This window comes from Enterococcus sp. C74 (genome assembly GCF_040887125.1).
Classification (GTDB): domain Bacteria; phylum Bacillota; class Bacilli; order Lactobacillales; family Enterococcaceae; genus Enterococcus_B; species Enterococcus_B hirae.
Genome location: NZ_JBFOFA010000004.1, coordinates 280673 through 305413, shown reverse-complemented (window position 1 = coordinate 305413; position 24741 = coordinate 280673). Strand labels below are relative to the sequence as shown.

Genomic DNA, 24741 nt, shown 5'->3' with positions numbered 1-24741 from the left:
ATATACTTCGTTTGTACTCATAAAATATGCAGATCGCAACTAAAGGAGATTTTACCATGACAACATTTACAACAACTTTGCAAAACCGTCGTTCTATCTATGATTTAGGACGTAACGTAACACTATCAAATGAAGAATTAACAGCTTTGATCAAAGAAGCAATCAAAGAAAGTCCAACTGCATTTAATGCACAATCAACACGAGCAGTCATTCTTTTTGGAGATGCTCACGAAAAATTATGGGAAATGACCGAAGAAGCTCTTCGCCCATTGACACCTGCTGAAGCTTTTCCAAATACGCAAAATAAATTAGCTGGCTTCAAAAAAGGCTATGGAACAGTCTTGTTCTTTAAAGATACAGATATCATCAAAAATCTCCAAGAACAATTTACATTATATGCTGACAACTTCCCAGATTGGTCAGAACAATCAAATGGGATTGCTACAGCAAATACATGGGTAGCCTTAACAGAACAAGGTTTAGGAGCTAACTTGCAACATTACAATCCAGTAATTGACGAAGCTGTCGCTAAAGAATGGAACATCCCATCTAATTGGAAACTACGTTCTCAATTAGTGTTTGGCTCACCAGAAACACCAGCTGGAGAAAAAGAATATATGAACGACGAAGATCGTTTCCGTGTATTTAACTAAAACCTCTATGTAATAACCAACTTTTAGCCCAATACTTTAATGGTTGTGAATAGCGTGCTTTAACTTGAACAATAAGTGCACATTTTTAAAATAGCTTTTCAACTCCTTAAAAGTGTCTGCTTATGGTTTAATATTCACTCTGTGATACCATTTCTGTCTATATTAAACTACTAAAGATAAAGAGCTCGGGGCGAAGGTCGCCCTGAGCTCTTTATCAATTTTCTTTTATCCTACCTTTAACCAGAAGGACTTGTTACATTAATTACATAAAAATCTTAAAATAGTCTATTCATGCGTTCTATTAGACTTGCCTATTAATAAATTCTATCAAATTTCACTAAAAAATTTAGAGATACCTTTAATGATCTTAAAAAATTAGATAATATGGAGACTGGGACAAAAGTTGTCTCAGTCTCTTCTAGTATCTCTAAAACGAATAAAATGAGTTTTTGTGTTTCTTGTCAATTTTCGGAAATTCCTTCTTATTTCTTGATACTAAACACTTTTGTCTCAACCTCTTCCTGATGGCTTTGTTACGACTATCATCTTTTTCTATTATTTTGAATGAATTAATTTATAACAAGCATATAAGTTTTTCAACACCCAGGTTTTATTTTCGTAAACGAGATATTTTGCAGCCCACTGAGGCTTGTATTTTTCTTTGTATTTCCTTAACCCTTTGAATGAATACAAATACTGAGTATTATTATAGACGCTGTAAATAAACGTATTCTCTAAATTAATTGTGTTTTTATAAGTAGAAGAGAACGGAGCCATTCCTAAATTGAATTTTTGATAACCTTGTTCCTTAGCCCATAGGATGGAATATAAATAAAGAGCATCCATCATTGCCACTTCTTCACTGATAGACCAACGGATCAAGTCGACTGAAATGGTCTCATTAGTATAAGTTGGCATCATGGAAACAAAGCCAACAATTTTTTGTTCTTGATTTCTTATAATACCAACTGCTGCACAATTTAAATATTCCTTCTCAAATCGTCCGACAGAAAAAGTCATCTCATTTTTTGACCTTAACCATTGATCAGATACTTCTTTCAATTCTGACAACAGTTCACGATCATGGGATAACTGTGATGTTGGTGAAAATTCCGAAGAAATTGAGCCCACGCTTTCTGATGACTCTGAAACAATTGTCGGTTCGATGATTTCAAACGTATACCCTAGTTTTTCCATTTGGTTTAATGTTGCTCTAAACCCTCTCTTCTTCTTCCCTGATAGTGAAAACTCAGATAAATCAATGACTGCTTCTTCTCCTAACTTGAAAAATTCGCAATTTAGATCATTATAAAAACTAAGGTACTGTGTGGAAGCTTGATAAAAAACAATTCGTTTGCCTAATTGATTCGCTTTAGACACCAAAGTTTTCAAAAAAGGAAAAATGGCTTCTTGTTTACCAACTGGATCACCTAAAATAAAGAGATAATGGTTATTTTCTTGATAAATCACTGCAACATCTTCCCACCACGCAACTCGGTTTTCCTTTAAAAAACCTAAATGAGCTAAGTGATTTCCACCATTTTGTTCTAAGAAATTTCGATATTCAGCATCATCTAATAGCTTTAAATCAAGCTTTAATGATTTCCTTTTTCTTCTTCGGTGTATAACTGACCAAAGCCCAGAAAGTAAAAGCAATAATAGTGTCGTTCCACTCAGAATAAAGAATGATTGTCTAGGCAATATCGGAAAAATTTCAGTTAGACTATCAAATACATAGAGACATGCTAAAGTCCAAATCAATTTTTCTAAAACACTTTGTTTGATGACTTCGACCTCTAACCATCTCCTATAAAATAGAGTATCTACAAATAATACCGTTGTTAATAAGAGGGCTGTCAAACTTTGGTCTTCCCAAAAAAGATAAAACTGACAAAGTGCTAATAACATCAGTTTGAAACGCAACATTTCCCAAGTATCGATCGCCCCTTTATAAATCCCTACAACATCTGTCAGTAATAAAATGCTCAGACATACGTAAATTGGCGCAATAAAAAAAGCCGACTTCATTCCCATATATGCATATTCAAAAAATAAAATGCATGAATCAAATAAAAATGTTAATGAACAAAATAGAAAAATGGCTGTGCTGAGCGTTCTTCCAATTTGCTTCATCTGTGCTTGCGTAATCGAAAATACTACTGTCGTAAATTCCTTCGTAAGAATCGTAAATTGATTATTGCTGATTTTTTGACTAATCAGCATTTGAACTTCACTCACACTGAACAATAAACCAAACAATAGTGGAATGAAGTAATACGCTAAACGATACAGAATCAGCGCCATCAATACTGCTTCTTTATCTATCTGCAGCTCCTGTGTAGCGCCTAAAAGGAAAATGACATCAAACGCACCAAAACCACCTGGTACCATACTAATAATTCCAGCAATCGTTGCTAAAATAAAAATACTTTCCATATCAACGAATTGAACCTGCAAGTTAAGAAAACGAAACGCGACGTACATCACAATACCAGAAGTGAGATAATCAATCGTTGATACGATCGTGAATTGTAAACCTAACCATCTCGCAGCTGGAAGTGGCGGTTTGATACTAATGTAGCCGATATATAGAGGCAACAAACAAGCACTGACAATTAAACCAATCTTGATCGTATCATTTCCCTCTAATAAATGACTTTCTGGAAAAACATTTAGCAGCACCATTGCAGATAATACGCCCACACCAGAAATAGATGAGATCAATAATAGCGAAATCGCTTTTTTTAGTTGGTTTACTCTGCTTTGGTCAATATAGTTTTTATAGAAATTATAACGTACGCTGGCACCAAAAATTCCACCAAATCCCAAAACTGCATTGAATGAATTGGCAATCCAGCTGATTTTTAATAGTTTTATTTTAGAAATTTTCATCGTCTTCAATTTTCGGATCAATGCAAAGTCGTAGAGACAAAGAATGAAAATGCCTAAAGCACCTACTAAAAACAAACTGAAAATTTTTAAGATAGATTCATTACTAATTGTTTGTAACACTTTGCTTAACCTAATGGTAGAAAGTTCACTATTTATTTTTAAAACAGAGATCGAAAAAATGAATAGTGAGAATATAATTTTGAAAAAATTGAGTTTTATCCTCTTCATTAAAATTAAAAGTCCTTTCATTATAATAGAGCTAATATATATCAAATTAGTGAAACAATTTTTTTAATGTTATTATAAAAGTGATCGCAACGATTCAAAAATAAATAAACAAACTCTTTCTCATACGAAGAATCATTTTGAAATGCTGTGTAATCTAGCGTCTGCAAGGCAAAGAAAAAAGAGACCGAGCTAATACTTGCCTCAGTCTCTTATTATATATGCGACTCCGAAATAGGTTCATCCCATATATCGCTCACTATCGTTCTTTGTTCTTATTCTAAAGTAACTTACTCTTGATCAGAATCAATCATAATATCAATTTCGGCATCATCATTTAAATGCTGTGCTAAAAAAGTGACCAACTCTTCCATTGATACAGAAAATTTCAGCATGGGTCCACGCCAACCGTTACGAAAGAAATTCATTTTTATGATGGAAGATCCTTCCGGTTGATACAAAACGATTTTATTGATCTCAGAAAAAGGAACACCTTTTTTATCAAAGCTATTTAGAACAAGCCCATCTTCTGTTATACCACGACTATCTAGCAAAAAGCTGATGAAAATTAGCGCTGACAAGACCCCTTTTGCCAATTCATCTGCAGTTGGTTGACTAATCAGCGTAAACCAAAGAACTAAGATAGCCAGAAAAGGCACGACTAAGTAAACCCAGCGATTTCTAACCGTTCGATAGACGATTTCTCGACGTACCAACCATAAAAACAAACACATAACAAAGACAAATAAAAATAATAGTAAAGTAAATATACTAATCATCTAACTACACCTCTTTTCTCTTTCCAAATACTCGAAAAAGAAATAAAAATTACAAGCAAAAGGACATACAGTACCGATTTCGTTACTGTACGTCCAAAATCATTTCTTCTTATTCAAATGTTTCGTATTTTGCAACAACCATACTTGCTTTTTCTTCTAATAACTCTTGATCTTCCATTGCGCATTGAGCAACTTTGACTACGGCACAATTCGTCATTTTTGAAACAACTTCTCCGATAACTGCTTTTGTAAACCCAATCGGTTTACATGAATATTGCTCTCCTAAATTAATCATTTCTTCCGTCATCAAAATCCTCCTAAACTACCAAGCTCTTTTATAAGGTAACTGTTTTTTTCAAACAGTAATTGCTCTTTCAAATAAACATCATCTAAAAACATTTGTTATTTGACCTGCGATTTATTTCGACCTTACTGGCATTATAGCGTACTGTTTTCGTTTTCACAATTAAAAACTATCAATAAATCGAAACATTTTTTTCAATTTAAAAAAATTATTCGGCTATTGATCCTGTGATTTTTCAGGACTTTTGTCTTCTTATTTTAAATTTGGAAAACAACATGTCAAATTTTTTATTTTATTTTTAAAAAAAAGCATTATAATATGTAAATATCAGAAAAAAGGGGAATTATTATGAAAAGATTCATTGGTAAAAAAATATTATTCTTGGCAGTCCTATTATTCGTTATTTTTTCTGCCACCACTTATTTTCACCATTCACACAATGTTGGAAAGGATACTGAAAAAGTGAGTAGTTATGCTAAAAAACAAGTTTTACTTGATGTCCCCTTGGAAAGCCAATTCACCGAGCCAGCGTTAGGAAATGGCTGTGAAGTTACTTCACTGTCCATGCTGCTTTCTTATTATGGTTACGAGACTTCTAAAAACCAGTTAGCTCAACAATTGAATTACGTTCCTGTTTTTAATGCTGATGGTACACATGGCGATCCTAATGAAGGGTTTGTTGGGGACATTAGCGGTGGAGATTGGGCAATGGGCGTCTATGTCCCGCCTATCGCTTCGTTGGCACAGACAATCGTAAAAACAGATTATCATACTCTTCCAAAAACCGATGCAACAATCAATGACATTAAGAAAGCTTTACAACAAGGAAAGCCTGTGTGGGCCTCCGTTACTTTAGATTTCCAAGTGCCTACTGATACTGATTTCGTTACTTGGCAAACAAACAATGGGCAAGTAAAAGTGACACCATTAAACCATGCCTGTGTAGTTACTGGTTATGACAATGACAATATTTATGTAAATGATCCTTATGGAGAAAAAAATAGACCCGTAGCAATCAAAGATTTTGAGGCAATTTTCACCTCAATGGGTGGTCAAATGTTGACTTTAGAGAAAAGCTAGTATTTTTATAAAAAATACATTATACTCTAGCTAAATATGATGGAAAGGATTGAGGGAAATGGAAAAAATTCATAAAAAAATAGATCCTAATGAAATTCCGATTATTTTCGTTCGTGATGTAAATGGTCATACACCAACCAAAGTTTCCGTCAAGGAATGGACGGATCGCTATAGCCCAGTTTCACTCAATGAGTTACAGATCAAACTTTATCGTCAAGCATTAGCCTATTATTCTGAGAAAGATTATGCAAAAGCGATTGATTTATTGAAATTTTTAATCTCACAAACAAACTATACACATTTTGAATACATCGAACGTTTGGCAACGATCTATCGAATCATCGATGCTCCACTAAAAGAATTTCAGTTACTTTCTAATACATTATCAATTGCCAATTTGATCCCACTTCCATCTGGTTTAATCAAGAAGTTAGAAAGACGAATGATCACTGTCAAAAAAATGCTGGATAAAGAGTAATCTCTTGCATTTTCTTTGTGTCGTGCTATGATCAAATTGTTTGATTGGGATGTAGCCAAACTGGTAAGGCACTTGACTCTGAATCAAGCAATTGCAGGTTCGAACCCTACCATCCCAATAAAAAAACCAATCAGAAACTCAGTTTTCTGATTGGTTTTTTTATATTCTCTTTAAGTTTACATAATAAAATTATATTTATCCAATGATAGCTAATGCTTTTTTAGGTACTTCTTTTTTGTCAACTTCTTCATATGACTCGACGTGAGCGCCCTTATTAATGATCTTTAAATAATGTCCTTCTTTTAAAATAGATAAACCTGTAAATTCAATCGTTCGTTTATGTCCCTTTTGATCGGCAGCTTTTTGGATATAAGTCGCTGTTCCATATGAATTGACTTCATCTGGTTTTTTCGTCTTGACGTATACCTCTCCTTTTGTTACCAACGGATTTAATTGGTCTACCACACCTGCCATCTCATCGTGGGCGTTTTGCGTATAAAACTTCAAGCCAACTAATGCGACTCCTGCAAATAATACCGTTCCAATAACTACTTTTACTACTTTCATTTTTCTACCTCCTATTTTTATTTCATTATATCCATAAAAATAAACGGCATCATCCGCCTCTAGTTGGAGATTTTTCTCCGACTTTGGCACAAAAGCTTTTGCTCACCCTTGTTCTAAATAATGCTCAATATTAAAAAACGCTCAAAACGGCTAAAACCATTTCAAGCGTTTTTTTAATAATAAAATCATGAGCAACAATTTTGCCATATGATTAATTTCTTGTAATTAATACAGCCTAGTTGTATCATAATGATAAACTACATTCCCGTTCAATAATGCCTTACCTACGACATATTTACGATTCTCTAATTTTAGCCACGCTTCACGAAAAAGCATGACCTCTTCTCTTTTGACCTCAATTTTTTCAATTTTTCCGTCAATCAATTCTTGGATAAGTGCTTCGTATGGATTCATTGTTCTCCTCCGTCACAATCAATACGTAGTAAAAATTGGTTCATGATCTACTTTTGTATCTAGGTCTGTTCTGACATTTACCGTTGTATATAAAACTTTTTCAACAGGTATACTATAATAATTGTCTTCGCTACTGCTGAATTGGTGTACACCTTTTTTCGTCAGAATACCATTGATTTTATTCATAAGTACTCTTTTTTCTACACTATTACTGACCACATAGTAAATCACACGTATATTGTTTACTAAATGTAAATCGACTTCTAACATTACTTGATCCATGAAAATTTCATCCTTTCTTTCGGATCAATTATAGCAAGAAACTTCTTGTTAATCAAAAACCTTTGTATGTCCTTCTTGGTTATCAATTAAAGAAATACTTGCATCATTTGATACAAAATGTTATTTTGTATCAGATATCATTATTATTCTGGGAGGCACTCTCGTGATTGCGATTGGTCAGCTTGTTTTTTACATTCCATTTTTCATCATGCTAAGTATTCTTTTCTATTACATAAATTGGACAAAAAAGAAACTATCTGTTTTACTTATTTCTCTTCCAAGCATCTATTTTACTTATCAAATCTTTTCTTTCCGTCATTGGGAAATCCCTTCTGTCTTAATTAGACATGTCATTAGTTTAGTTATTTCAGTCATTATACTGATACTTTGGATATTTTATTTATTAAATAAACAAGATTAGTGTGTGTATAGATTGTGAATAAACGAACAAAAAATGAGTGTGAAAAAAGTGAGCAACCACTTTTTCACACTCATTTTTGATCATTCATTTACACCAAAGAAAGATTTGAACCGTTCAAGGATTGATGCTTGTTTTAAATCAATAAACTGTTGGGCAACAGAAAATTTGTCCTCTAGCAATTCTTTATTTGATTCAATCAAAATTTTTGCTTCTTCGTACTTCTTTTCTTTACATAGTTGCTTGACTTCATTCAATACATCACCAGCACTCATCTTTTCACCTACTTCAGTTATTAGGAACCTGTTGATATAAAAGGTTGTCTCAATGTTGAATGTTTACGATTCTTTCACACAATGAACTTTCTTCCGCAGCACATAAGCTATTCTTTTTGATCACTTGACGTGATAAATCGGATCGACTCTTGGTACTCCCGATAGTCTCTACTATAAAGATCTGTTAATTGATCTGGCAAAACGAACCAAGCTGGATGGTACCCATTTACAGTGACAGGAAATCCTTTCTCTTGCAGACTATCACCATCCCAGCGTAAGGCAATCGCTGTTTTGCCTGACCATTTCACTAAAGCAACAGAATAACCTTTTTTCGTCTGCGTACCATCTTCTAAAATTTTGAGGATTTCAATTTTTTCTCTAGGAGCTGTAACCTCTTGTGGACGTACCATTCTTTCCCCTCCTTATTTGACCACTAACACACTGCAGGGCGCATGAGTAACAACGTAAGAAGCTGTAGAGCCGACTAAAGCTTGTTGGATTGCTCCTTTACCAGTAGCCCCCATGACAATCAAATCGATCGCTTCTTGTTGTGGAAACACCGTCCCAATCAAGTTACGTGGGTCACCCGTTTCAACAATAGCATGGATGTCATTGATCCCATATTCTTTCGCATCATGGATCTTTTTTAACATTTCGACTTCTATCTTCTGTTTTTCTTCTGCATAGATTTTTGAAAATGCGTAGGCGCTATGTGTCAACTCTACTTTATTGATGATCGAAACGATAAATAATTCGGCTTCATTATCTTTCGCTAAATCTAGCGCTTCCAAAAAAGCTTGTTCTGATTGCTTAGACCCATCGACAGCTACCATTATTTTTTGATATCTCTTACTCATGTTATCGCCTCCTTGTTTCTATTATTGTAACATCACATGCTAAATTTAAAAAAAATTACGCTGTTTTCAATTATTTCGTATTTATTTTCAAAAAATGTAGCTTTTTTTTACTTGTTTTTAGTGTTTATTTTTCTCATCAATTGTTCTTGTTAGTGGTTTATTTTAAACGTTTATGACGGTTTTCTCATTGTTTTTCACATTTTATGATAATCTGTTTGTTACAAAAAACGTATCTTTGTTACAAAGTGTCATAGAGCTTTTACCTATGAAATATTTTCTCATGGTAAAGTATTCCTCGTTGGACACAACAAAACTATTTTTAAATTTATGAAGGAGATCTTACATGAAATCACTTAAAACATTACTATTAGGAACAACTTTGACTGCCGGCGCACTATTCTTTATGGGAACATCTGCACATGCGGACGAAGCTTATACCGTTCAATCAGGTGATACGCTATCAACGATTTCTCAAAAATACGTTGGTGATAACTCCTTGATCCAAACTATTGCAGAAAAAAATTCAATCTCAAACATCAACTTGATTTATTCAGGTCAACAATTAACAATCCCAACAGGCGAACAAGCAGCAACAACACAAACAGCTTACCAAGCGCCTGCTCAAACAAAAACAGTGGCTGAACAACCAGTGAAGCAAGAACCAGTTCAACAAGCAGCACCTGCTCAACCAGTTGCTCAGGCAACGCAAACAGCGGCACAAGCAACACCAGCGACAACAAACACTAGCTCAGCGAAAGAATGGATCGCTCAAAAAGAATCTAGCGGTTCTTATACAGCAACAAACGGTCGTTACATCGGACGTTACCAATTAGATTCTTCTTACTTAAATGGTGACTATTCAGCAGCAAACCAAGAACGAGTTGCTGAACAATACGTATCTTCTCGTTATGGCTCATGGGAAGCAGCTAAATCTTTCTGGGAAGCAAACGGTTGGTACTAATATAAAATAGCTTGTTTAAAAAGCGAAGGTCCCTCTTTAGGATCTTCGCTTTTTTATTGATTCTATTCATTTATTTTTTTGAGATTGTTTTAACTTCTTGATTGCCCATTCGTAGTGACTGGAAGTTGCAGAAATGAAATAACTACCTAATGTGGTATTCCCCACCCATGCAAATTGCTTTTTCTGGAATAACTCTTCATTACTCAAGGCGTCTAATTTTTTCATTACTTGCTCATGGCTTTTTTTCAGATCGTTTTCAGCTTCCACTAAAGAAGTTGTTTGATGCTTTTCTACAAACTCTTCATTCATCTTCCCGTAGGTTCGCCAATTATACGGTTCAGGCAAGAAATTTCTTTCTTCTCCGTTAAAGTTGCTTTCAAGCCATCGTAACAATAGTTGATGCCATTCGTATAAATGGATCAATACATCTTTTAAGTCTTTGTCTCGTCGCCAATGTGCTTCCTTTTTTTTCGCCAAAAACTCTTCACTAAATTGAAAGGATTGCTTGCGATCTTCCTCACTCATACCGTTAATTAATTTCCATAAATCATCGAATTGGCTGTTTGCTTTTTCAAGCAATTCATCTTTTGATTTTGGTCGCATATGACACCCCACTCTTTTTTGCTAAATCACCTGCTCACCACAAGGGATTTCAAAATGATTTGTAGTAACTTTTATGTGTACATTATTTTGTGTTACGAGCAACAAAAGCAAAACGATGCTGCAAATTATAAATCGTACCATGTCTTTCAACTCTTCATAAAGTCCCAATAACTCTTTGAAATTTTTCTCAACTGTAAATCCTGGGTACTCCCATTCAATCGTCCGTACATAAAAGATCAAACTATCCATATCAAAGAATTGTTGATTCAAATAGGCTTCGTCACAAAACAAAAGATCAAAATGGTGCTGTTCTAGTTCTGCTTTCACTAAGGAAAGATGAAAATCAAAACATTCTTTCCTTACTTCTGGCATCAAACGAGAAGCCAAATTCAACCCGTTGAAATCTCCTACTTGTTGAGAAATAAATAACCCATCTGGTTTCAAGACACGCTTCACTTCAGCTACTGCAAAAGATTCATGAGAATTGATCACTAGATCAAATGAATCATCTGGAAAATCCAATACGTCCTCTTCCCCCACAAATTTTACTGTTACACCTTGAGGGTCAAGTGTTTGTAATAATAGCTGGTAATTAGGCGGATACCCTTCCGTTACTGCTGTCTGTTCATAAGGATGGTTAAATGTTTGTAACAATTCACCTCCACCTGTTCCCATATCTAATAGAGACATAGTTGGAGTTAAATAATTTAAAACAAGCTCTCGGTAATCCCACGGAGGCTCTTCACACGACCATTTCCCATCTAAATAGGAAAAATCCCAGCCAGTAAAATTTTTCTGTTGTTCCTCACTTTTAAGCCACTCTTTTTTTAATTGGTCCATCATCTTTTATCGCTCCAGTCATTATGATTTTATAATCGTTGACGGCGATATAGTCGATTGGATAAAGCATACTCGATATAGGTCTATCCATTCCACTATATCGAGTAGCTACCTCGTTGTTTTCTCATGTTCATTCTCCTTTTGATTGACTTAAAAACAGTATATCATGAAAACCAGGAACAGAAAACGCTTACTAAAAGCTGTTAAAAGAGTTTAAGTTAGTGTATCAGCCAATAACTCATTATTGATTCAAGATATCCTTTGCTTTCATTTTTTCCATTTCTTTTATTGTCTTTTTTTTCTTTGATTCTTTTCCGCCTTCATAAATACATATCAATGTAATCAAACCAACAATAGGCATTAATATATTTCTAAATGTTAGATTTAAATGACCTGTCAAAACGATAAAAACAACTAAACCACTGAAAATCACTGGTAAGATCGCTCCCATATATTTATTCCCTATATAACCACTTAGAGTTTGAAACCCAATAATACCTGCAATAAATAAAAATTGTATTATATTATTCATCTATACTCTCCCTATGTTTTTTTATAATTTCTTTTGCTACATCTAAACTTATTTTTTCGTTAATCACGAGTTGCATCATTGATACTTCAAAAGAATCTTCTTGCTTTATATCAAAAAGTTTTATTTTTTCAATTAATCTATCTAATCTTATTCTTACTGTTGGGTAACTAACTTCATACTCTTTTGCTAACTGCTTTAAGGAACCTGATGCCAACAAAAATTTCTTAATAAATACTTGTTCCTCAGGTTCTAAATTAAAAAACCATTCCATTCATTAACCTCCCAACAAAACATAAATATAATTAAACAAAGTTTAACATTATTAAAAATAAAACACAACTTGATTTATAAAAAATTTGTGATACGATTTGAATAGAAAAAGAGAAAGGGATAAAAGTCGTTATCATTTATTCATATTTTGACAATTTTACTTCATCAAGCATCAATTTTTACAAAACAAAAACTCCCTCACCAACTTTTTCTAAAAGTTGATAAAGGAGTTTAAAAGTTGTTTACTCGTTGAATATGAAACCCGTGTCAAAATTATCTGATACCAAGTGCAATTCGTGCATAGCGACTCATCTTATCCGTCGTCCAGGCTGGATACCAAACTAGTTTGACTTCTGCCTTAGTTACTTCTGGCACTTCTTTTAAGGCGTCGTGGATGGATTCAGTCAATATGTCAGCTAAAGGACAGCCTATCGTCGTTAAGGTCAACTGCTGTTATTTTTATAAATAGAGATAGTCATCTAAGTATCTATTCAAAAACTAACAAAAGAAGTCCACTACTGAAATTAGATTTTATACTTATTAGATAAGAATATAAAAATTGTTGAACATAAGTTGCTAAATGTCCATTTTCTTGATAAATGTGAAATCTTTTTATTACTATTATGTTTATTATTTATAAGTTCATTTTGAAGTTTTGACATACGTAACAACAAAGAGATAGTCTTTGAATAATGTTTAGATAAGTATTCATCACTTAATTGAATAATATCAATTGATTTATCAAAAAACGCAGATTCAATCATTTCATCTGAGCAGTCCGATAATTTAGCCTCCCATTCGTTCAATTCCTCAAATGTTAAACATGAATTCATTTGAAAAATAAAATCCATTACATGTTTATCAGAAGTATTTACCATACTCTAACACCTACTAACTCGATATTTTTGGGTTCAATTATTCAATATAAAACCTGTGTCATAATAATTCTATTTTTAGCTCTTCAGGCACTTTTCTTCGCATGTTCACCTTTATATTGGAATCTCCCATTACTTTAAAAGTAGATACTATGCCAATTCTTTTTAAATTATTCAGTAGCTCAACATTTTGAGGCGTATTTTCTATTTCAACCACTTTATTTTTTCCGTCTTCATCAATATACAATTCAGAGATTGGTTTGTTTTGTGTTCCCAGCCAATATGTTACATTTTTTATAGAAATCTCATTCAACTTTTTATTTTTGAAAAGATTATTGAGTAAATCAACGAATAGTTCCGTATTTGACAAATTGTTAAAAATACAATCATATTCTTCTGTTGAAAAATCAGTAATATCATTCTCTAAGAATAAGTTTAGCGTTTGTTCAATTGTTGATTTACTTAATGTCATTTCTTGTAAGTTAAAGATAAAATATTCTTTTAAGTATTCAACATCTATATTCTCAAACAATTTTACAAGCAGTGTATCATTAGAAGAAATTCCTCTTTCTAATAGAATTTCCACTAATCTAGTATTTTCGAAAAACTCATCTGATTCTTCATTAACAATAGTACCTAGTAACTCTTTAATTGATTCAAGTTTCCAATTCATTATTAGAGAAAACATTTCTTCTTCCGACAAATCAATCTCAGAATAATTTTCAAGAAAGTCATTAGGATGATTAAGTACTACCTCGACAATAACACCATCTTCCTTGAATTTACTAACATTTTCTATATTAAAATCAATTAAATTATTTCTAGCTAAAATATGAGTGCTTTGACTTGAAAGATTGCCTGCATCATAGGTTGTAACTCCTAGTAATTCAATATTATCCTCTGTAATACCTATCGCTTTATTATCAACCATCCTTTTAAGCAAGACTTTTAATTTATCTTTTGAATCAGATTTATCATATTGTTTTTTAAGAGAAGTCACTTCATTCTGATTAGTGAATATTGAGTTCATAACAGACAAATCAATGTCTACATTTTCATAATAGTCTTCTATATTTTCCCATGTGATACTACATTTTCTCTTCTCTAATAATGTTGCCCAAAGAGAGGAATCCGTTACTTGTTTAATTTTTTCTATTGTAACATTTGATTTATCTATTAGGTTTGTTTTAATATCTGGTTTATTAAGTTTTGGGGAATTTAATAAACTTAAAAAACTTCCCTCGGTTTCAGATAGTTCGTTTAATGAAAATAGAACTTCATCTACAAAATGATATAAGTTCATATTCGTATTTCTGATTAAATTATCTATCTTAGAATTTAATATATTTGCGTAAGAGACCGCTTTTAATTCATCTGAATTTTTGTAGTTTAAAATTTTAGAAAACATATCTTTATCATATCTATACAAATCATATTGAATAAATTTATTGTATTGTTCTTTAGACAAGTTATCTAATTCTATCTCATTAAAATAGATTTTTGCAGATTCAATTGCCTCTTCATTATGTTCAGATAAGACTTCCATCATGGTACTAGGCTCTACATACTCTTCAATTTCTATAAAGAAATTAGGTCTATTTAAAATATTGTCTCTTATTAAGAATGCATAGTCAGCCGCATCTTCATTACCTTCATAAACTGACTTATACTTACTTAATACCTGTAACAATTGATTCTTTCTACTATCTTTCCCATAATATAGAGTTATATCACCTAAACAAGCATAAAAAATCAAATCAATCAATCGGGTCTTTTCTGAAGCATTGCATTTTTCTATAAAATCATTCGAATATTTTCTTAATAATTCAAAAACTAAATTAGAGATATTCAATTTATCTTCAGCTAAAATTATTTTCAAATTTTCTAAATATATAGCTTCTTCTTGAATAAATATTTTTTCTAAAACTGCTTCACGAATCTTATGTTGGTCTTTAAAGCTATTAGAAAATAAGTACTTCAAAATATTGATATTAAGTACTCCCTGCTTTTCAAAATCTTGTGGTAAAAGTTCACTAACAAATCCTTCTGGATTATCAAGTTTTTCATTGAATTCAACGCTTTGATTAGATTTCAATTTAACTAATAAATTTTTATCATCAATAGTCATACTTCTTTCATAAAAAATTGATAAATATGTTGAGTAGTCTTCGGCTAAATAACCATTTGATAAAATATACAGAATAAAATCCTTATCTTTATTGTCGTATTTTCCCTTTGTCATTTCTACATATATTAATCCCACTAAATTAGGATACATTTTTAATTTTTGTTTCAAAGATGCTCTGCTAAAATTATTTAATTCATCTCTCTTTAAATCGTACTCTTCCTGTTTTTTCTCTCTTCTTACTATTAAAATTGAATCTTGTTCTTGTAATATCTGTTTAAATCTAGATTTTGAAATATTGAAGACTCCACGTTTCCACAAATTGAAATTAATATTTTCTTCATGGTTTTCTAAGATACTATCAATAATTGTCATATCTAAATCCTCTAGATTTCTATATTTCCCATCGAGCAATATACCATCGATTATCGAGATTCCTTGGTCAAATAAGAACTTCTTTATTTCAGATAACTTATCTACATTTATTTGTTCCTCGATTTTTTTGAATTCAGCTTCAATTATTGTTAACTCTTCGTTTACTTCTTTAATTAATTCATCATCAAATTTACCCTGAACGATTATTTCATAAATAAAACCTTGTGACTTTTGTAATTCTGTAAATGCAGAAGGAACTAGATTTTTTAACGCTATTATTGAAAATAAAGCTTCTTTGTTCATGCTCCCTGATAAACTTCCATGTATATCTAAATAAGTAAAAAACTCATTAACGATATTTGTCAACAACCTTAAATCTGAAATGTATAAGGAAATGTCTTTCAAAAAGTTCTTAAATCTTCCACTTAATTTCCCATCTGACTTCTCTTTCATCATAGGTACTAAATATTCCCTAGAATTAAACGTATCTACGACTGGTATTATCGGAATAATTAGCTCAAAAAACTTCGTTCTAATTTCTGATTCATGTTCCTCAATTTCTTCTTTTGAATTTGAAAATATATCTTCTTTAACCGCATATACAAAAGTAATTTTCCGATTAATTTGTTTTGAATTATTCAGAAGTAAATTAAGTTCTTTTAAGTGTTCAAATACTCTAATGCTTTTAAATCTGTCAACATCTTCTATAACCACCACATCGAACTTATTCGTTTCAAAATAATATAAAATCTCATCTATATATTTGTTAAAATAAGAAAAATTATTTTTGTCCTCTTCAATTGAAACATTAGCAAAGTTTAGTTTTGAAAGTTTGAATTGTTTCAAAACGGTCTGAAAAACTTGAAAAAATAAAATACTAATGCTGGCTAATAGGACACAATACAAAATCAAATCAAGAGACTCTGTTTTACTGGCGATTCCTTCGACATTACTCAATATTATTTCTTTAAAATTTAGGTAATCTTTTAAATAGAAAAAGCTTATCAATGATGCCAAAAAAAGGAAGTATAATAAAAATTTTTTTCTACTCGAAATATGATTGATTTTTTTGAAACGTGAATATGGTAACTTAGAATTTTTTTCTCTATAAATCATTTGTTTTACCAAACTATTTTCTAATTTTTCATTCAAATCATCAATATTATCAATTTCCTCTGCATTCGCATCTTGGTTTTCCAATTCTTGTTTAGAATAGGAACCCAATGATAAATTCAAAACTTTATAATTAGGATAAAGAAATTCAAAATTCTTTATTATCGTACTCTTTCCTGAACCATAACTGCCCATTAATGCGATATTAGTAATATCCGGATTTCTAACCCCATCAACTATTCTTTTAATATATGGATTTATCCTATTTAATTCTTCGTCTGTAAGAAGTTTGGGTGACAGACTATCTTGGATAAAACTACTATCATTTATTCTATTCTCAATTTTATTTGAACCTATACGCAACAACGCACTTAATCGATTAAGTATCCTGATCCAAATATTTTTTAATTTATTTATTACTGTATTAGTCTTACTTTTCAATATTTGAATAATCTTTTGATTAAAAAACAAGAGCATAATAATTATTATACCCATCATAAACAACCCATAAATCACTGCCTTCACTTCTTCCATATCTAATTATCAATAATATTATAGCTTATAGTTACGCTTCGAAACAAACACACTATATTTTATTCTTAAAAAGCAAAACTATGATTCAATAAATTCAGTTATCATCTTAAAGTATTAGATTTGAAAAAAATCTGCAACCTACACATTATGATTCGCTTTTATCTCAAAATTTCAGATAAAAACAACTTACAAAATCCCCCTTAAAAACTCCTTAATTTCTCAAGGGTTTTACGGGTGTCGACAGAATTACAAGTTTGCTGTAACCAATGGAATTTTGAAAAAACACCTCTGGGATAGGCTCTATACTTTTTGATGTTGGTGAAATTCACCAACATCAAAAAGTATAGAGCCTAATAATAATCAATTTATTAAAATCCAATCTTTATCAATAGCATATGTTTTATTTACCCACGGATTATCTACAACTAAAATTTTCCTTTCATGATACTTATCCTTAGAATCATAATAAGAAATCCTAACTTCATCAAAATCTTCTTCGATGTCCGATTTCTTTATTAGAAATTGCAAATCGAATTTTGAAATAGATAACGGCTCTAAGATAAAGGAGTAGGCTCCGTTATTTGCATAGGCGGTTTCTTTTATATGTGAAGCTTGAACCATATTGCTAATGTATTTACCTTTATTATAGATTTGAAGGTTTACGTTTCTAATAATTTCTCTTTTTTCTTTAGTATTATGAAATTCAATCCAAATTGGAACTGAAAAAATCGTATCCCTACCATCTTTTATAAATCCATATGGTTGATTGTTTACCTTGCTATAGACTTTTTTTATATAGATTTTTACTGTTCCTTTATTAGAAATTAAATATTGAATAAGCGTTTGCCCAAGGAAACCAATCATTGTAGAAAATAATGAGATTATAGCTCCAACAATGAGTATTTTAATCTCATCATTCATCAGGTCTCACCTTCCCATCATAAAAAAGTTGTGCAAAGCTTTTGGTAACTTCTTCTTTCTTGTCACTTGTTATTTTTTCTGTTTCTATATCTAAATTATCTAAATTACCAAATTGTTTTTCTAAATCCAATAAAAATAGAATCAGTTTACTTTTGACATTACTCAAAAGTTGCTCAAAAGATATAGTGCTGTATTCCTGAAATATTTTATAACATTGAATACCCGTCTTTTTAAACACATCAGAGGCTAAAGCAGTTAAATCATATCCAATTTTTTCCCCATTTTTAACAATAGTTTCAATTACTTTTATACTTTCTTTAACTGTAATTTTATCAATATCATCCCTAACCCCTTTCGAAAAATAATGTAACGGTAATGTTTGATTTGTCATTTTTACCTTACCATTAATTCCCGAATAAACTATTCTATAACTAATTCTTTTTCTATAATCCGGAATTATATCGTCCTGACCATAACCATTCAATTCCGAGATTATCCACTCAGAAATCATTTCATTGTCCAGCTCACTTGTTATTATAAGTAATCTTTGTAAACTCTCCTCTAAATCTATTTTATTCGTAGCTATATCTTTAATTAATTGGCTTTTAGTCATCAGGATACCGCCTTTTATTTTTTTGTTTGATAAATCAATTTTACACTGCTACGAATAAAAAAACAAACCAGCATTCTAAAAAACTTATATCGTCTGCAATGGCGAAAAATTAACAGCTCTACTAATTTCATCTTCAATATTTAAACTTTGGTTGTTTTTATTGAACCATTTCCTAGTAGTTTCTGAATTATATTTTATATATTCTTTGTAAATCAACGGTGAGCAAGGAACAATCCTATCTTTCTTCCCTTTCCCATTTTCTGAGGTTTAAAAAAAGTTAACTTCTTTGCTACACCCAACATCTCTTTGATTTCCATATCATTAAATGTCTGAACAATTACCTTACGCTCTTTTACCACTTAACACACATACAGGGGTTTCTATCGTATAGGATATAATCTTCATCTACAGAATACTTAAAATTTTGCACAAAAAAAACTCCCTTACCAACTTTTTCTAAAAGTTGATAAAGGCGTTCAGAAGTTATTTCCTCGTTGAGTATGGTATCCGTATCGAAAATATTCTCATTCTATCTGTTATCCGAAGTCCAAAAAATCAGCTCAGACTACATACTTTATGAGTGAGAAACACTGTTCAATCAACGAAAACCTTTAACGAATCCCTAAAGCAATCCGTGCATAACGACTCATCTTATCCGTCGTCCAGGCTGGATACCAAACTAGTTTGACTTCTGCCTTGGTTACTTCTGGCACTTCTTTTAAGGCGTCGTGGATGGATTCAGTTAGGATATCAGCTAATGGGCAACCCATGGTTGTTAAGGTCATTTTAATGACTGTTTCTCCGTTTTCTGGATCAAATTCGATTTCATAGATCAAGCCTAGGTTGACGATATCGATCCCTAGTTCAGGGTCAATGACCATTTCTAAGGCAGCTAAGATTCGTTCCTTAATTTCATTGACTTCTTCTGCAGACCATTTTTGGTTTGCTTCGCTCATCTTGCAGCACTCCTTCATGCAATTTTCATTTATCATACTCTTTTTTTGCTCATTTGTAAATGAGAATCGAGAGGTTCTATTCTCATTTAACAGGTTGAAAACAGAAAATTCTTCTGACTTATTTAAATCAATTATTGTTTTTTAGTTTTTGAAGGAGTTTTCTTTATTTCGGGAAAGACACCCGTAGAACGGTAAAGATTTTGTTCGCTTTCATTCGCAAAACGGCCAAATACAGAATGCGTTGGTAAAATATTGATAAAAGCATCTTCGTCGATTTCATGGACGATTTGATCTAAATCATACATTTCATAACGAGTGATCACCATCATGATCGTTTTACCTTCTTTTTTAGAATAGCCACCGATTGATGGTAAGAGGGTCATTCCTCGAACCATATTTTGAGCGATCGCTGCGGTCACTTCATCTGGTTTAACCGTCACAATCATGGCGGTCACTTTTTGATGACTTGTATGAATCGCATCAATCACTTGGGTCATGGCATAGATAGAGATAATCGTATAGAGCGCACTCTCCCAGTTAAAAAGAAAGCCCGCAATCACCACGATCAAACCATTTAACATCAACATATAATTTCCAACGGTTTTCCCTGTAGTTTGTGAAAGGACTAAAGAAATAATATCCATTCCTCCAGTTGTAAACCCCATTTTAAGTGAGATCCCTACACCAACACCTAACAAAACACCGCCGACTAAGGCATTCATTAAAATATTGTCCGTCACCTGCCCAGTGGGAAGTAAGGTAGTTGCTACCGATACGGCTACTACATTGACAAAACTTAAAATCGTTGCTCGTCTGCCTACTTTCAAGAACCCTAGAATAAAGACAGGGATATTCAAAATAAAGATAAAGGCACCTGTGTCCACTTTTACGTGGAGCCAGTCAGATAATAACGAGGCAATGATTTGGGCAATCCCATTCATCCCTGCGGAAAAGACGTTTGCTGGAATCAAAAAATAATTTAAGGCAACCGCTGCGGTCAATCCGGTGACTAAGATAACCACAATCTTTTTTAATATTTCATTTCTTTGATACACTGTCATAATCTTACTCACAAGCACCTCTTCCTTTCAAAGTTATTCCAATTGTAAGAATAACAGGTTATGAATTAAATTAAAATACTTGAATCATAAATGAGAATAATTTTAGTAAAGCTTCAACACAATCATTTGACTATGATACAATAAAATAAAAACAAATCAGGAGGATCACTATGGCAAAAGATGCAAGTTTTGACATTGTTTCAGAGGTCACAATCGAAGAAGTCAGAAATGCGATCCAGCAAACAATAAAAGAATTAACCAACCGTTTTGATTTTAAAGATTCGACTATTGATATCAAATTTGATAACAATAAATTAACCATTCTCAGTGACGATGATTTCAAGATCGAACAAATCAAAGATGTCTTGTTCAGTAAATTAAACAAACGAAATGTTCCAATCAAAAATATCCATTTCTCTGAATCAGAGCATGCCCTTGGAGGAAAAGCACGTCAATCCGCTGAACTTATCAATGGCATTGATCGGGAAAATGCCAAGAAAATCACAACCGAGATCAAAAATTCAAAGATTAAAGTAAAAACCCAGATTCAAGAAGATCAAATTCGTGTAACTGGAAAAAACCGTGATGACCTTCAAGCGGTGATTGCTTTATTGCGAAAATTAGATCTGCCGATCGAACTTCAGTTTACTAACTATCGTTAACAGATAGCTTTACTTGTCAGACAATGAAACAATTGATCCAATACGCGCTTGAATAGATAAGACACCTGAATCTACCAGTCGTTTGTGGTTGATTCAGGTGTTTTTAATTTTAAACTACTAGCGCTAGAGTAATTTCACATCTCTAATGATTTACTTTTGTGCCAAAAATCGGTGATTTCTTTTGTGAGTTCAGATAGGTTTCTGACAGTGGTCGCTGACTGCCAATGTCTTGGAAACAATTGGCGATAATCCAACCGAGTAAAACGCTGGTCTGCTAACAAAACGATTCCCTGATCACTGGCATCTCTAATGACACGCCCCGCTGCTTGTAAGACTTTATTCATACCAGGTAATTGGTACGCATAAGCAAATCCCAGCTGATCTTTTTCGTCATAATATTCTTTGATCAACTCCTGCTCATGGTTCATTTGTGGTAACCCAACGCCAACGATCATACTGCCAATTAATCGGGTTCCTTTTAAATCGATCCCTTCTGAAAAGATTCCGCCTAACACACAAAAAGCTAGTAAGGTTTCGTCTGGATCAATTTGAAATTGCTTCAAAAATGTTTCTCTCTCAGTTTCACTCATCATGGTATCTTGAATCAGCACCTTAACATCTGGATATTTTTCCTGAAAGGCTGTTACTGCCTGATCCAAATATTGGTAAGAGGGGAAAAATATCAAGTAATTTCCGATCTTTTCTTTTGTAAAATGTTGGATCGTTTCAATTAATCGAGGCATGTTCTCTTCTCGTTTACGATAGGTTGTTTCTAAATAATTTGTGATCAGCACTTTTTGATTTTCTTCTGGAAAAGGACTTGGCAAGCGATAAGCTAAGCTCTCTTTTCCTCCTAGCGTTTCTTGGTAATAAGACAATGGCGAAAAACTAGCGGAAAATAAGATACTACTTCTCCCCTTAGCTAACGATTGTTCTAAAAAATCACTAGGATCGATGCAAAATGCTTTGATGATGAAATCTTGATAAGTTTTCTCTACAGTTGTTTCATAATGATCATCGTAAAATTCACTGATTTTCAAAAAGTGAAGTAAGTCAAAATAAAAGGGGAGTAACGTCTCTTGAATGGCATGTTCAGGATACTCTGCCAACCACTCTTGGATGTGCTCACTCAATTGATAACCAGCATTAACCAATGTGTCCGCGGGTGCTTTTTGATGGTGGTAGGTCCACCCATCTTCATTTGAAATTTCCTGGATCTGATCGAACGCTTTAAGTAACTTATTAAAACGTCGTCTTAACTTTTTAAATTCTTTTGGAATGAGTGCATAGACGTTTCTAGCGCTTCGATATGAAAGTTTTGCGGAGTACATCTCTCGGGAACGACTGACCAAATTATGGGCTTCATCAATCAGAAAAAGATGATCCTCATTTTTTTCGCCTTCAAAAAAACGTCGTAAATAAACAGTCGGATCAAACAAATAATTATAATCCCCAATAATCACATCACACCATAAACTCACATCTAGCGACAACTCAAAAGGACATAACGTATGTTTCTTCGCATAGGTTTCAATAACTTCTCTGGTGATTTGATTTTCATGATTCAATAAATCCCATAATCCTTCATTGATCCGGTTGTAATAACCGTTGGCATATGGACATTGATCTGGATTACATGTTGTTTCGTCTAAAAAACAAATCTTATCTTTGGCTGTCAAAGTCACACTTTTGGTCTCAGCACCCACATCTTTTAACGCCTCCAAAGCATCTTCAGCGACTTGTCTCGTGATTGTTTTAGCCGTTAAATAAAAAATGCGTTCTCCCTCTTCTTCCCCTATTGCTTTCAAAGCGGGGAAAAGTGTAGAAACTGTTTTTCCAGTTCCTGTCGGTGCTTCGACGAATAATTTTTGTTTTGTACGAATCGTTTTATAGGCAGCGACTGCTAACTCTCTTTGACCTTTACGGTAGTTGTCATAGGGGAATTTCAAAGCCATTAAAGAAGCATTTCGAACGGTACGCCAATTCTCTTGAAAAATCAGCCATTCTTTATAGTCATCTGTAAGTTTTTTAAAAAACTCATTTAATTGTTCGATGGTTTGATGCTCAACTTTTCGGGTAATGATTCCTTCAGTAGTTTGATAATAAGTTAGTTGCAAATTGATTTCTTTTAAATCATGTTCATGACAATAAATATAAGCATAGGTTCTTGCTTGATGGAAAAATAATTCAATTTGTTCTTTTTCTAAGTCTTCATACCTCGGTTCCGAAGTTTTTATTTCATCAATATAATAGATGCCTTCTTTTTGGAACACGCCATCTGCTCGCCCTTCTATGATTAGCTGGTATTCCTCGAAGTGGACAGTCGTCTTTAAAAAGACTTCTTTTTCATAGTCTTCTCCAGCATCTTTTTGAAGCTTCCGATGGATCTTGGCACCTTCCAGTGCGGTATGGTTACTTTTTTTACGATTGTCGATACTGCCACGCCTTAAGATAAATTCAACAAGGTTACGTACCGATATTTTTGATTGCTTCACCACTCCCACTCCTTTGACTATAAGCTTACCTGAAAAAGAAAAGAATCGCAAAATACAAAAATTGTTCTTATTCATTTACCGATTTATAAACCTCAGCAAATGAAAGAAATACTACTATTTACTCACTTTTTCCTTTCATAAGTATGTTTACAAAGCTATAGATTTGTTTACATTATTCAGATATCTCTCTCCCTTTACATTCATCATCGTTCACTTGAAAGTAAAGTAAAACATCCGAAAATAGCTTTTTGCATTTTCGGATGCTTCCCTTTGTTTTTCAGAGTTGGACATCACTGTCGCAAGCTCGAATAGGATATAGAATTAGGATTTTTGGATGAGCTCACTCTAACACCAACTTATTAAAAAGAAGTGAGAATTTTCTGTCCTCTTGTTTAAAATCTCTCAATACTTTTATTTTACATTTTGTCATTGAAATAAGTGGTTCATTTAGGAAGCAAGAAAACTCGGCTACAAAAAAACATGACTCAGCTCTACTATATTCAATTAATTCATTTATTATTCATTCAATTCGATTTAGATTCACCGTGGACCATTTCTCAAGTAGGGTCTTTTGTTTCATC

Annotated in this window: 25 protein-coding genes, 1 tRNA gene and 2 pseudogenes; 7 read left to right on the top strand and 21 right to left on the bottom strand. The window is 32.7% G+C overall.

From position 1 onward, the window contains the following. Positions 1-56 precede the first annotated feature (56 nt). Positions 57-653 (top strand): nitroreductase family protein, encoded by a 597-nt coding sequence (locus AB3H93_RS07810; RefSeq protein WP_010719308.1) that lies wholly within the window; start codon positions 57-59, stop codon positions 651-653. Positions 654-1208: 555 nt separating this feature from the next. On the opposite strand, the gene AB3H93_RS07805 is transcribed toward AB3H93_RS07810, so the two are convergent. The 3 genes from AB3H93_RS07805 to AB3H93_RS07795 all read right to left on the bottom strand — a co-directional run bounded on the left by AB3H93_RS07805 (position 1209) and on the right by AB3H93_RS07795 (position 4856). After that, entirely contained in the window at positions 1209-3665 is a 2457-nt protein-coding gene (locus AB3H93_RS07805; protein ID WP_230845949.1) for a phosphatidylglycerol lysyltransferase domain-containing protein, read from the bottom strand. 395 nt (positions 3666-4060) lie between these two features. Then, positions 4061-4549 (bottom strand): hypothetical protein, encoded by a 489-nt coding sequence (locus AB3H93_RS07800; protein WP_010719310.1) that lies wholly within the window; start codon positions 4547-4549, stop codon positions 4061-4063. 109 nt (positions 4550-4658) lie between these two features. Then, positions 4659-4856 (bottom strand): hypothetical protein, encoded by a 198-nt coding sequence (locus AB3H93_RS07795; RefSeq protein WP_010719311.1) that lies wholly within the window; start codon positions 4854-4856, stop codon positions 4659-4661. A 345-nt stretch (positions 4857-5201) separates the two neighbouring features. On the opposite strand from AB3H93_RS07795, the gene AB3H93_RS07790 reads away from it, so the two are divergent. The 3 genes from AB3H93_RS07790 to AB3H93_RS07780 all read left to right on the top strand — a co-directional run bounded on the left by AB3H93_RS07790 (position 5202) and on the right by AB3H93_RS07780 (position 6529). Next, positions 5202-5933, top strand: coding sequence for a C39 family peptidase (locus AB3H93_RS07790; protein WP_034700662.1), 732 nt, complete (start codon positions 5202-5204; stop codon positions 5931-5933). A gap of 58 nt (positions 5934-5991) precedes the next feature. Further along, a complete protein-coding gene (locus AB3H93_RS07785) occupies positions 5992-6411 on the top strand; it encodes a hypothetical protein (RefSeq protein ID WP_010737477.1) in 420 nt (139 codons plus the stop codon). 45 nt (positions 6412-6456) lie between these two features. Then, positions 6457-6529: transfer RNA gene (locus AB3H93_RS07780), tRNA-Gln, on the top strand. A gap of 77 nt (positions 6530-6606) precedes the next feature. Here the strand turns inward: AB3H93_RS07780 and AB3H93_RS07775 are convergent. From AB3H93_RS07775 to AB3H93_RS07765, 3 genes are all read right to left on the bottom strand, one after another. Beyond that, positions 6607-6978, bottom strand: a complete 372-nt coding sequence (locus AB3H93_RS07775) for a YxeA family protein (protein WP_053766359.1) — start codon at positions 6976-6978, stop codon at positions 6607-6609. 225 nt (positions 6979-7203) lie between these two features. Beyond that, complete coding sequence (locus AB3H93_RS07770) at positions 7204-7392, bottom strand: hypothetical protein (RefSeq protein WP_368020392.1); 189 nt, start codon at positions 7390-7392, stop codon at positions 7204-7206. 18 nt (positions 7393-7410) lie between these two features. Beyond that, positions 7411-7674, bottom strand: coding sequence for a hypothetical protein (locus AB3H93_RS07765; protein WP_010737474.1), 264 nt, complete (start codon positions 7672-7674; stop codon positions 7411-7413). 163 nt (positions 7675-7837) lie between these two features. Between AB3H93_RS07765 and AB3H93_RS07760 the strand changes: the two genes are divergently transcribed. Next, positions 7838-8095, top strand: a complete 258-nt coding sequence (locus AB3H93_RS07760) for a glucose uptake protein (protein WP_088775783.1) — start codon at positions 7838-7840, stop codon at positions 8093-8095. An 80-nt stretch (positions 8096-8175) separates the two neighbouring features. Here AB3H93_RS07760 and AB3H93_RS07755 read toward each other — a convergent pair whose 3' ends face one another. The 3 genes from AB3H93_RS07755 to AB3H93_RS07745 form a co-directional block, all read right to left on the bottom strand. Next, positions 8176-8367 (bottom strand): hypothetical protein, encoded by a 192-nt coding sequence (locus tag AB3H93_RS07755; protein WP_010719318.1) that lies wholly within the window; start codon positions 8365-8367, stop codon positions 8176-8178. Positions 8368-8474: 107 nt separating this feature from the next. Further along, positions 8475-8777 carry a hypothetical protein gene (locus tag AB3H93_RS07750; protein ID WP_181914946.1) on the bottom strand — a complete coding sequence of 101 codons (303 nt, stop codon included), beginning with the start codon at positions 8775-8777 and terminating at the stop codon, positions 8475-8477. A gap of 12 nt (positions 8778-8789) precedes the next feature. Further along, complete coding sequence (locus AB3H93_RS07745) at positions 8790-9224, bottom strand: universal stress protein (RefSeq protein WP_010719320.1); 435 nt, start codon at positions 9222-9224, stop codon at positions 8790-8792. 343 nt (positions 9225-9567) lie between these two features. Here AB3H93_RS07745 and AB3H93_RS07740 point away from each other — a divergent pair, with 343 nt between their 5' ends. Continuing rightward, complete coding sequence (locus AB3H93_RS07740; protein WP_010737411.1) at positions 9568-10185, top strand: LysM peptidoglycan-binding domain-containing protein; 618 nt, start codon at positions 9568-9570, stop codon at positions 10183-10185. Positions 10186-10251: 66 nt separating this feature from the next. Here the strand turns inward: AB3H93_RS07740 and AB3H93_RS07735 are convergent, their stop codons facing one another. The 11 genes and pseudogenes from AB3H93_RS07735 to AB3H93_RS07685 all read right to left on the bottom strand — a co-directional run bounded on the left by AB3H93_RS07735 (position 10252) and on the right by AB3H93_RS07685 (position 21021). After that, positions 10252-10788 (bottom strand): ClbS/DfsB family four-helix bundle protein, encoded by a 537-nt coding sequence (locus AB3H93_RS07735; protein ID WP_181914945.1) that lies wholly within the window; start codon positions 10786-10788, stop codon positions 10252-10254. Positions 10789-10809: 21 nt separating this feature from the next. Continuing rightward, positions 10810-11631, bottom strand: coding sequence for a class I SAM-dependent methyltransferase (locus AB3H93_RS07730; RefSeq protein WP_368020391.1), 822 nt, complete (start codon positions 11629-11631; stop codon positions 10810-10812). A 238-nt stretch (positions 11632-11869) separates the two neighbouring features. Beyond that, on the bottom strand, positions 11870-12160 hold the full coding sequence (locus tag AB3H93_RS07725) for a hypothetical protein (RefSeq protein WP_034700666.1): 291 nt from the start codon (positions 12158-12160) through the stop codon (positions 11870-11872). Further along, on the bottom strand, positions 12153-12431 hold the full coding sequence (locus AB3H93_RS07720; RefSeq protein WP_368020390.1) for a DUF2089 family protein: 279 nt from the start codon (positions 12429-12431) through the stop codon (positions 12153-12155). The genes AB3H93_RS07725 and AB3H93_RS07720 overlap by 8 nt, the downstream gene beginning before the upstream one ends. Positions 12432-12703: 272 nt before the next feature. Further along, a pseudogene (locus tag AB3H93_RS07715) lies at positions 12704-12880 on the bottom strand (metal-sulfur cluster assembly factor); the annotation flags it as partial. 486 nt (positions 12881-13366) lie between these two features. Continuing rightward, a complete protein-coding gene (locus AB3H93_RS07710) occupies positions 13367-17452 on the bottom strand; it encodes a hypothetical protein (protein WP_368020389.1) in 4086 nt (1361 codons plus the stop codon). Positions 17453-17812: 360 nt separating this feature from the next. Continuing rightward, positions 17813-18373, bottom strand: a complete 561-nt coding sequence (locus AB3H93_RS07705) for a hypothetical protein (RefSeq protein WP_368020388.1) — start codon at positions 18371-18373, stop codon at positions 17813-17815. Continuing rightward, complete coding sequence (locus AB3H93_RS07700) at positions 18366-18986, bottom strand: hypothetical protein (protein WP_368020387.1); 621 nt, start codon at positions 18984-18986, stop codon at positions 18366-18368. The genes AB3H93_RS07705 and AB3H93_RS07700 overlap by 8 nt, the downstream gene beginning before the upstream one ends. Positions 18987-19070: 84 nt before the next feature. Next, a pseudogene (locus AB3H93_RS07695) lies at positions 19071-19407 on the bottom strand (hypothetical protein); the annotation flags it as partial. Between the two features lie 190 nt (positions 19408-19597). Beyond that, entirely contained in the window at positions 19598-19942 is a 345-nt protein-coding gene (locus tag AB3H93_RS07690) for a metal-sulfur cluster assembly factor (RefSeq protein WP_010719329.1), read from the bottom strand. A gap of 131 nt (positions 19943-20073) precedes the next feature. Next, on the bottom strand, positions 20074-21021 hold the full coding sequence (locus AB3H93_RS07685; protein ID WP_174270241.1) for a YitT family protein: 948 nt from the start codon (positions 21019-21021) through the stop codon (positions 20074-20076). Between the two features lie 152 nt (positions 21022-21173). Here AB3H93_RS07685 and AB3H93_RS07680 point away from each other — a divergent pair, with 152 nt between their 5' ends. Beyond that, positions 21174-21665, top strand: coding sequence for a YajQ family cyclic di-GMP-binding protein (locus AB3H93_RS07680; protein WP_010719331.1), 492 nt, complete (start codon positions 21174-21176; stop codon positions 21663-21665). Positions 21666-21799: 134 nt separating this feature from the next. Here AB3H93_RS07680 and AB3H93_RS07675 read toward each other — a convergent pair whose 3' ends face one another. Further along, entirely contained in the window at positions 21800-24163 is a 2364-nt protein-coding gene (locus AB3H93_RS07675; RefSeq protein WP_368020386.1) for an ATP-dependent DNA helicase, read from the bottom strand. Positions 24164-24741: the final 578 nt, after the last annotated feature.

What these genes read in the sequence shown, in the direction of transcription:
- AB3H93_RS07810 (WP_010719308.1), top strand. Translation starts at nt 57, where the DNA reads ATGACAACATTTACAACAACTTTGCAAAACCGTCGTTCTATCTATGAT.
- AB3H93_RS07800 (WP_010719310.1), bottom strand. Translation starts at nt 4,549, where the DNA reads ATGATTAGTATATTTACTTTACTATTATTTTTATTTGTCTTTGTTATG.
- AB3H93_RS07795 (WP_010719311.1), bottom strand. Translation starts at nt 4,856, where the DNA reads ATGACGGAAGAAATGATTAATTTAGGAGAGCAATATTCATGTAAACCG.
- AB3H93_RS07790 (WP_034700662.1), top strand. Translation starts at nt 5,202, where the DNA reads ATGAAAAGATTCATTGGTAAAAAAATATTATTCTTGGCAGTCCTATTA.
- AB3H93_RS07785 (WP_010737477.1), top strand. Translation starts at nt 5,992, where the DNA reads ATGGAAAAAATTCATAAAAAAATAGATCCTAATGAAATTCCGATTATT.
- AB3H93_RS07775 (WP_053766359.1), bottom strand. Translation starts at nt 6,978, where the DNA reads ATGAAAGTAGTAAAAGTAGTTATTGGAACGGTATTATTTGCAGGAGTC.
- AB3H93_RS07770 (WP_368020392.1), bottom strand. Translation starts at nt 7,392, where the DNA reads ATGAATCCATACGAAGCACTTATCCAAGAATTGATTGACGGAAAAATT.
- AB3H93_RS07765 (WP_010737474.1), bottom strand. Translation starts at nt 7,674, where the DNA reads ATGGATCAAGTAATGTTAGAAGTCGATTTACATTTAGTAAACAATATA.
- AB3H93_RS07755 (WP_010719318.1), bottom strand. Translation starts at nt 8,367, where the DNA reads ATGAGTGCTGGTGATGTATTGAATGAAGTCAAGCAACTATGTAAAGAA.
- AB3H93_RS07750 (WP_181914946.1), bottom strand. Translation starts at nt 8,777, where the DNA reads ATGGTACGTCCACAAGAGGTTACAGCTCCTAGAGAAAAAATTGAAATC.
- AB3H93_RS07745 (WP_010719320.1), bottom strand. Translation starts at nt 9,224, where the DNA reads ATGAGTAAGAGATATCAAAAAATAATGGTAGCTGTCGATGGGTCTAAG.
- AB3H93_RS07740 (WP_010737411.1), top strand. Translation starts at nt 9,568, where the DNA reads ATGAAATCACTTAAAACATTACTATTAGGAACAACTTTGACTGCCGGC.
- AB3H93_RS07735 (WP_181914945.1), bottom strand. Translation starts at nt 10,788, where the DNA reads ATGCGACCAAAATCAAAAGATGAATTGCTTGAAAAAGCAAACAGCCAA.
- AB3H93_RS07730 (WP_368020391.1), bottom strand. Translation starts at nt 11,631, where the DNA reads ATGATGGACCAATTAAAAAAAGAGTGGCTTAAAAGTGAGGAACAACAG.
- AB3H93_RS07725 (WP_034700666.1), bottom strand. Translation starts at nt 12,160, where the DNA reads ATGAATAATATAATACAATTTTTATTTATTGCAGGTATTATTGGGTTT.
- AB3H93_RS07720 (WP_368020390.1), bottom strand. Translation starts at nt 12,431, where the DNA reads ATGGAATGGTTTTTTAATTTAGAACCTGAGGAACAAGTATTTATTAAG.
- AB3H93_RS07710 (WP_368020389.1), bottom strand. Translation starts at nt 17,452, where the DNA reads ATGGAAGAAGTGAAGGCAGTGATTTATGGGTTGTTTATGATGGGTATA.
- AB3H93_RS07705 (WP_368020388.1), bottom strand. Translation starts at nt 18,373, where the DNA reads ATGAATGATGAGATTAAAATACTCATTGTTGGAGCTATAATCTCATTA.
- AB3H93_RS07700 (WP_368020387.1), bottom strand. Translation starts at nt 18,986, where the DNA reads ATGACTAAAAGCCAATTAATTAAAGATATAGCTACGAATAAAATAGAT.
- AB3H93_RS07690 (WP_010719329.1), bottom strand. Translation starts at nt 19,942, where the DNA reads ATGAGCGAAGCAAACCAAAAATGGTCTGCAGAAGAAGTCAATGAAATT.
- AB3H93_RS07680 (WP_010719331.1), top strand. Translation starts at nt 21,174, where the DNA reads ATGGCAAAAGATGCAAGTTTTGACATTGTTTCAGAGGTCACAATCGAA.